Origin of the sequence: Ectothiorhodospira shaposhnikovii (assembly GCF_016584105.1) — a bacterium.
GTDB lineage: Bacteria > Pseudomonadota > Gammaproteobacteria > Ectothiorhodospirales > Ectothiorhodospiraceae > Ectothiorhodospira > Ectothiorhodospira shaposhnikovii.
In genome coordinates, this window is sequence record NZ_NRSM01000054.1 from 1 (window position 1) to 7,382 (window position 7,382).

Sequence of the window (7,382 nt, forward strand, 5' to 3'; positions counted from 1 at the left end):
GTGCGCCATTACGGGTTTTTGGCCAATCGGTGCCGCCGTCAAAAGCTTGATCAGGTCAGGAGGGCATTATCGATGGCGCGCCCACCGGCAGCCACCGCCGCGCCGCGCAAGGAAGCGTCCGAGTATCCTTGTCCCCGATGCCGGAAAGGTCGTTTGCATGTCATTGCCGAAATATCGCGTCCTGTCCCATGTCCCACGCTCAAGGCGCGACGATGTTAAGTGATTGAAAAATAGCGGGTGACGGAGCAGGCTGACAACGGCCTCCGGAAAGGCCGGGCCTGAGTGCGGGCAAAACATTGAAACAGGGCCAACAATCAGGCTATGTTCATTCAAAACACACTTGCCAAGGATCCCCCAGCATGGCTCCACAGTGGCCGAAGGAACCCGCACAGGTAATCCACACCTGCCAAAGGGCCGCACATGGCCTGCCTGGCCCGCCGCCAAAAATACAATCCCCATTATAAAGATGTGCGGTACATGGCTTCGTCCAACAGACGTTTATCCGCCATGCTGCGCACAGCGGATAAACGCTTATATGTTATGTCATCCGAGGACTGGGTAATTGATCAACTATCGATCTCTCCGAAGACGGTATCCAGACATAGTCACGTATCGGGCTGTCGCTGAAAAAGCGCGTCGACGGATACGAGGAAGATGCAAAAGGAATAAAGGTGTGGATAAAAATAGCTTGAAAACTCATGCAATTTTACATTTCGATGAGTCTGGCTTTACCGGTAATAATCTATTACACAAGCAACAGAAAATATTTTGTTATGCATCATTAGAATGCCCTCATGATGAAGCAAAAGATTTCGTTGAGCACATCATTCGTAAGTACAAAATTCAAAACGGCGAAATTAAGGGCGGCAAATTATTAAAAGGGGTTCGCGGAAAGCGAGCTGTTGATGAAATAATTCAAAATTTTAAAGGCCGATTCAAAGTTTCAGTTTCCGATAAAAAGTACGCTTTAGCGGGTAAGTTTTTTGAGTATATATTTGAGCCTGCAATCGCGAACGTCAATTCAATATTTTATAACATTAACTTTCATCGCTTCATTAGCAACATGCTTCATGTTGAGCTATCTGTCAGAGGAGCAATGGCTGAAGAAATATTTGAAGATTTCGAAAAACTGATGAGAACGGGAGATTTTGAAGGGTTAAAGGCGCTTTTTTCAACTTCGAAAGATGAAGGAATATCTCCAGTTTTAGAGCAAATTTGTGACTTTGCCATACACAATAAAGGTTCCGTGGTGCAAGAGCTAGATGGTTATGCTGGTGAAGGCGCAGGGAAATGGGTTCTAGATTTGACTAACACTGCTTTATTCAGCCTCTTGGCTGAATGGGGGCAGAAATATGATCAATTAACTGCTTACTGTGACCAATCTAAGCCATTGAGCGAAGATCAAGAAATATTCAATGTCATGATTAATCGAGAGGATAAAAAGTTCACGCATGTTGCAGGGATTGATTCACCTATAACATTCAACTTAAAAGAGCCGCTTAATTTAGTTGACTCTAAGATCATTCATGGAGTTCAGCTTGCTGACGCAATAGCAGGTGCATTCGCCTATGCTTGCGACAGGGAAAATCAAGACGAGTACGCCGAAAAATGGCGAGCCATGATTGAAGAGCATGTAATTTTCGGTAGTGTTTTTCCTGACTATGGTCATCTGGATTTGAATAAGCTAGAGGTTCAAAGAAATGCGGTTTTGCTGCAAGAATTGGCAGGCCGTAGTAAAAATGGCATCAGTCTAACCGAAGATATTGCTGAATATATTCAATTTATCACTATAGCGCTAAGAGAAACTCCGCTTGAACTACAGACATAACAAAGCGCTGCTTTCGGACAAATTTTACGCTGCGCTCCAAATTTGCCGCAGAGCGCGGCGTTGGGCATAACAGAAGGAGAGGTATGAGTCTAAGCACTGGAGAAGTAGCAGTTGGAATCGTCGCGTACTTCGACGTCGCCATCCTCAATGCTGATGCCAAGATTCAGAAGCCTGCCTCTCCGACCACGCGAAACGGGCCGTTTCTGTGCGTTCAGATTGTTGGCACTAAGAGCACTTGGACGCCGCTCAGTTGGACGCCCCGGACTGAAAGGGTCTTTATAGAAAGCGCGTGGCGTGAGGGCGGCACCAAAGCCTGGCATAGCGGCACGCCCTACCTGAATGATGGCTCCACAACATATCGTGGAGAGACGGCAGTATTCGTGGCGGCTGCCGCAGTCGCGGATACCTACAATCCGGAGACGCGCCAAAAGGTTTCGGCTGCTGGGGTCGCTGTGATCATCAATGAAATACAACAGCGAGGCGGGGGCCTGCTCTAGTTATGCCCAACGAATAAGGTTAGATCGTGAGAGCGAAGCGAACCACGATCTGAACCGTTTGTTGGACAAGCCCGGTTGTGGGTCGAATGATGGGGGTCTGAAATCAGCTTTTGCGCTGACGGATTCTGCTGTTGACGCTTGGGGTGAACGTGAGGCTGGTTGGCGACAATGATTCCGCGGTGCGGGTCGCGTAGGCACACAAAGCGGTGCTTCAGGTGATCATAGCCTACTTTCGGGGTGCACGAACCTCTCGGCTTGATGGCGCCGAATGCCGAGTGCCCAGGGTTGGCGAGGGCGCTTACATACCCGTGACTCCGGCTCCGACATCCGGGGCGCGGGTATCCACTGGGCGCGGGGGGATTCGGGTGTGCAGGACCTTCATTGCCCCGCCGCAGCAAGGGCATGTGAGGAGGGGGCGTGGTCGCACCGGGGCCGGGATGGGCGCGGGACGAACCTTGAGCAGCACCTGCAACAGTTGTATCAGACGTTTGCGGTTGGGGTGCAAAAACCCGTAGTTGCGGGCACGGCGAAAGCCTTTGGGCAGGACATGGCGCAGAAGGTGCCAAAGGAACGCGGCACCCGAGAGGGTGCGGGTGCGTGGCTTGCGGGTCTTGCTGTCCTGGTAACGGAAGGTGACCTGGCCGTCACCGCAGGTGAGGATATCCTTTTCCTGGATCACGCCGCGGTAGAGATAACGGCCGAGGTAGACCAGGGCCTTTTCACCGGAGCCGACGGCGGTGCAGTCGACGACCCATTGTTTCGGTACGGTCTGGGGTAGCGGGAGGCTCGCCTGTGCCAGCGCATGGAGCACCTTGGCGCGGAAGACCTTCGCCAGGGCCTTGTGGCTGAAGAGGTAACGGGAGCGGCCTGGACCGTTTTTGGTGCGCCAGCGGCGGTTTTTGGCATCGATGGCCGCTGCGGGCACGGCCAGGTGCACGTGCGGATGGTAGTCCAGGCGTCGGGAGTGGGTATGGAGCACAGCGATGGCCCCGGGAGTCCCCTGCAACCGGGGATCGTTGCGGCTGAAGGTGTCCACGGTATCCCAACTACATTGCAGCAAGAGGCCGTAGACCGTGCGCTGATGCTGCCAGGCGAGGGTGCGCAGTTCAGCCGGGAGGGTGAAGGTCAGCAGGAAGTAGTCGGTCGGGACGCGACGTTGCAGTTGGCGCTCGAGCCATTGTTGGCTTTCGTGGTGCTGGCAGTGGGGACAGGCGCGGTGGCCGCAAGAATGCGGCACGAAGCGTTGTTCGGCACAGTCCTCGCACTGCACCTGCATACGCGGGCTCAGTGCGCTGCGGCAGGCGCGCATCGCGGCCAATGCCCGATGATGGCCGGGCAGGAGGCGGTCCCCGTACTGCGCCAGCAACTCGGCCTCGAAGGTCTCGATGACAGTGGCGACGCGGATCATCGCACACCTCCCCAGCGGATCGAGAAGCCGTTCATCAGCGCGTTGATGCGCTGCTGCGCGTTTTCGCCGGTGTGTGTGGTCAGGTGGGTGTATTTGGCGGTCGTCAGGATCGAGTGATGGCCGAGGATCTTCTGTACCTCAAGCAGATCGACCCCGGCTTCGATCAAATGGGTGGCGTAAGCGTGGCGCAATGAATGGGGCGTGATCTTTTTTTTATCCCACACTGTGCTGTCACCTTGCGCAGGGTGAGCTGGATGCCGCCGCGGTCCAGCGGTGTGGTGGCCCGGGCAGCAGCACGAAGACCGCCCTGGCGGCTGGGGAACAGCCATACAGGGTTGCGATGCGTGCGCCAGAAGTTGCGCAGCACGGTGAGCGTGACGTCGGGCAAGGGCACGAGACGGTCCTTGTTGCCCTTGGCGTCGCGCACATGCACCCGTGCCCGCGAGGCATCGATGTCACCGGCTTGTAGGCGCAAGCCCTCGCCGAGGCGCAGGCCCAGGCCCAGGCTGTAGAGGGTGAAGTAGAAGACGCGGTAGCTGAGAATGCGGGTGGCATCAAACAAGCGTCCGGCCTCCGCGACCGTCACGATGTCCGGCAGGCGCTGGGACTTCGGCGGCTTGATCAGATCCACCGCTACCCAGGGTTTGCGCAGGACATGGGCGTAGAAAAACTTCAGGCCGTACAGATCAAGCTTTACAGCACTCCACGAGTGAGTCCCCAGGAGAGCCGTAAAGTAGTCGATGAGCTGCGCCTCGGACAGGTCTTCGATGCGGTGGTCGAAGTAGGCGCCGATGCGGCGAACGGCGCGGGCATAGGCCTCGATGGTCTTGGGCTGCAGGCCCTTGAGCTTGAGGTGCTTGATGTGGGTCTCGTACAGTCGGTTGAAGTCTGCGGGGGTTACTGGTGTCATGGTCATGTGGCCTCACGGTTCTTGCTGGACCGGCCCCTCATCGACGAGGGGGGTGAGACCAGAGTCTAGGATCCATCCAGCGCAGCTGCTGTTCTCCGCGTAGCGGCTTCGTCCAACAAGCCAATTCATCCGACCGCTAACGCGTCGGCTGATTGAAACGTTATGCATAAATCACACTGAAAGGAAGATGTTTTGAAAAATATAGGATTTAATTTTACAGCCACTGACTTTAGATATTGCGTGCTTGAGAAAAATGGAGCCGCTGTCGCATTCGTTGAGAAAGACAAGATCAGTTATCCTAAAGCACTAGATGTGGCATCTACCGCCGGGTGGCTTGAAACCCAGATTTGCCTACTTCTTGATAAGCATACTCCGGATGCAGTTGGCTATAAATTGCCATTAACGCATAGCTCAACAAAGCCAATTCAGAATTCTATCTTCCCACTCGGGATTTTAAATCTGTGTTGCAACAAGAAAAATATCTCAATCAGTCATTTTACCAGTCAAGGTATAAATGCAACAAAATTTGGCCTTACGAAAAAAGATGATGTTTATGCCTATATAGATGTTCACATCGGCCAACATCCGCCATATTGGGATAAGGCCGCTAAAGACGCGGCACTGGTTGCGTGGTTTCTGTTATGAAAAAGCCTGACAAAATCAGAAAATTTGATGTTGTTGATTTTTTAGGAAATGGGAATTTTGGTTTCGTATTTCAAGCCTATGATCCTCTCCTGAAAGCTGACAGGGCAATAAAGCTAATAAAAGTGCCAAAACCTGAAAAGTTTGTGGAAGCCGTTAAAGAAGCTCAAACACTGGAAGCTTGTAGACACAAGCATATCGTTGACGTGAAAGAGGTTGATGTCTTCGTCTATGAAGGAACTCCATGCGTTTACATAGCTATGGAATATTTGGCGAAAGGTTCAATTCAAAAACATTTAGAGAATCGGTTTATTTCTATCCAAGATTCGCTGAGGATCGTATCTGAAGCTCTTTTAGGGTTAGAGCATGCCCACAATAGCAATGTGCTTCACAGAGATATTAAGCCTGGGAATATCTTGTTTGGAGATAATGGGGAGGCGAAATTATCAGACTTCGGGTTGGCGCTCGACTATCATGTTGACCCTTCAGATACGATGGGTTATCGACCTCACCAGCCACTAGAGGTCATAGAAGGTAATCCCATGGATAAACTTAGCGATGTATACGCTATGGGTATTACTTTATTTCGACTCATAAACAATATTCCCGAGGTTGAATTCCACTTTACAACAGTTGATGAGTGGCATGCAGCTGTAAAAGCCAATAAGTATCCAGAGCGGTGCTATCAGCCTCATATCCCAAGAAAAATAAAGACAGTTATAAACAAAGCTATTAACAATGATCCTGGAAAGCGGTTTCAAAGTGCAAGTGAGTTCAGGCGAGCAATAGAAAAGATTGGCATTCCTATTGATTGGCGGCCAATTGATGATGACTCATGGGTGGGCACTGGGATTAATGGCGAAAGCTATGAGCTTCAAAAGCAACGCAAAAGGAATGGATGGATTATTGAATACAAAAAAAATGGAAGAAAAGTGAAAGAAAATTGCCACAAAGAATTATCTGATGATCAGGTAGATTCTGAGTTCTTCAAAATAATTGGCTCAAGCAATGCATAATAAACGCATGTTGTCGGACTGGTTTTACGCTGCGCTCCAAACCAGCCGCAAATGCGGGCGTTAGCGGCGAAGAAGGGGGGGTACATGTTTCCAAATTGGCTGCGGTGGAAGGGGTGGAGTTTACCCTCGAAAGCAAGCTACGCCGGATTTTGGGTAGGAGTAGCCGGGTTCGTGGTTGGCGTAATCGGAATCGTGCTCGCGGCTTACTTTTACTACAACCCGAAGGCGGGCCCGCCGTCCCTGACTGACGAGTACGTTCGGCGAACCAATCCTGTTCAGATCCAATTCGTGGATGCGAGGCTCCAGCATTGGCTTGGGGATGCCGAAAAGGCGTTGACGTTGCATCTTAGGAATCGCTCCTCGGTCCCTATAGATAACGTGAAAGTCAGTCTGGAGCTGCACGGGGAGCCGCTTCCGCAGTTTAAGTCGGAAGCGTTCCGTGAAGTGGATCTTTCAACCATTTCTGTTCCGCCGGATCGGGTGCTTGAGCTTCCTCTCGCGCCCCTCTCCGTTCTAGAGGCGGCTCTCAGAGGGAGGGTCTGTGGCGCTGGGCTAGAGCCGCCTGACCTCGGCAAGGCCTTTCCTGCCAGTTGCAAGCATTTCCCATCCGTCATCTCCAACATGTTGATCGGGCGCCTGACGTATCAGACGGTTTTCAAGGAAGCGAAGACTGATAGCCAGAAGATTTGGGTTTACAGCTGTAGCGGATGTTGACCTGGGCGGAGCACCGCCTTCTCAGGCGGCCCGAAGATTTCGCTAATCGGATAGCCGGGGGTTTTTCTCCCCCGGCCTCCACAACACCCCGCATGCGGGTCCGCACGGGGCGTTTCCTCCGGAGTTCAAACAAAAGTAAGGGACAGGCACTCTTAAGTCCTTGATTCATCTTGAGTTTTTTGGTGGATTTTTCGGTTGATTACCCATTACATCGAGTGCCCCTGTTCCGGGTTTCCTCCAGTTTCCGGCTCCTGAGCCACGACCGTGTCCTGATTTCCGTCGATATCTACCCCGGCGATGAGCAGCGCCCAAGGACAATCCTCGGCACATGACCGCAGAGAGGAAACCATTGAGACAGGGGGGGGGG

At 52.3% G+C, this 7,382-nt stretch carries 6 protein-coding genes and 1 pseudogene; 5 read left to right on the forward strand and 2 right to left on the reverse strand.

What is annotated here, in order from left to right; all coding sequences use genetic code 11:
- Positions 1-673: 673 nt before the first annotated feature.
- Complete coding sequence (locus tag CKO35_RS16945) at positions 674-1,828, forward strand: DUF3800 domain-containing protein (protein ID WP_338031824.1); 1,155 nt, start codon at positions 674-676, stop codon at positions 1,826-1,828.
- Between the two features lie 83 nt (positions 1,829-1,911).
- Complete coding sequence (locus CKO35_RS16950) at positions 1,912-2,325, forward strand: hypothetical protein (RefSeq protein WP_200177295.1); 414 nt, start codon at positions 1,912-1,914, stop codon at positions 2,323-2,325.
- A 298-nt stretch (positions 2,326-2,623) separates the two neighbouring features.
- On the opposite strand, the gene CKO35_RS16955 is transcribed toward CKO35_RS16950, so the two are convergent.
- Both CKO35_RS16955 and CKO35_RS16965 read right to left on the reverse strand, forming a co-directional pair.
- Positions 2,624-3,733, reverse strand: a complete 1,110-nt coding sequence (locus CKO35_RS16955) for an IS91 family transposase (RefSeq protein ID WP_200177296.1) — start codon at positions 3,731-3,733, stop codon at positions 2,624-2,626.
- Positions 3,730-4,649, reverse strand: a pseudogene (locus CKO35_RS16965) (tyrosine-type recombinase/integrase). Before CKO35_RS16965 ends, CKO35_RS16955 begins: the two are co-directional and overlap by 4 nt.
- 234 nt (positions 4,650-4,883) lie before the next feature.
- Between CKO35_RS16965 and CKO35_RS16970 the strand changes: the two are divergent.
- The 3 genes from CKO35_RS16970 to CKO35_RS16980 all read left to right on the forward strand — a co-directional run bounded on the left by CKO35_RS16970 (position 4,884) and on the right by CKO35_RS16980 (position 7,015).
- Positions 4,884-5,288, forward strand: a complete 405-nt coding sequence (locus CKO35_RS16970) for a hypothetical protein (RefSeq protein ID WP_200177298.1) — start codon at positions 4,884-4,886, stop codon at positions 5,286-5,288.
- Positions 5,285-6,301 (forward strand): serine/threonine-protein kinase, encoded by a 1,017-nt coding sequence (locus CKO35_RS16975; protein WP_200177299.1) that lies wholly within the window; start codon positions 5,285-5,287, stop codon positions 6,299-6,301. The genes CKO35_RS16970 and CKO35_RS16975 overlap by 4 nt, the downstream gene beginning before the upstream one ends.
- A 171-nt stretch (positions 6,302-6,472) precedes the next feature.
- Positions 6,473-7,015: a hypothetical protein gene (locus CKO35_RS16980; protein ID WP_200177300.1), complete on the forward strand. Its 543-nt coding sequence runs from the start codon at positions 6,473-6,475 to the stop codon at positions 7,013-7,015.
- Positions 7,016-7,382: the final 367 nt, after the last annotated feature.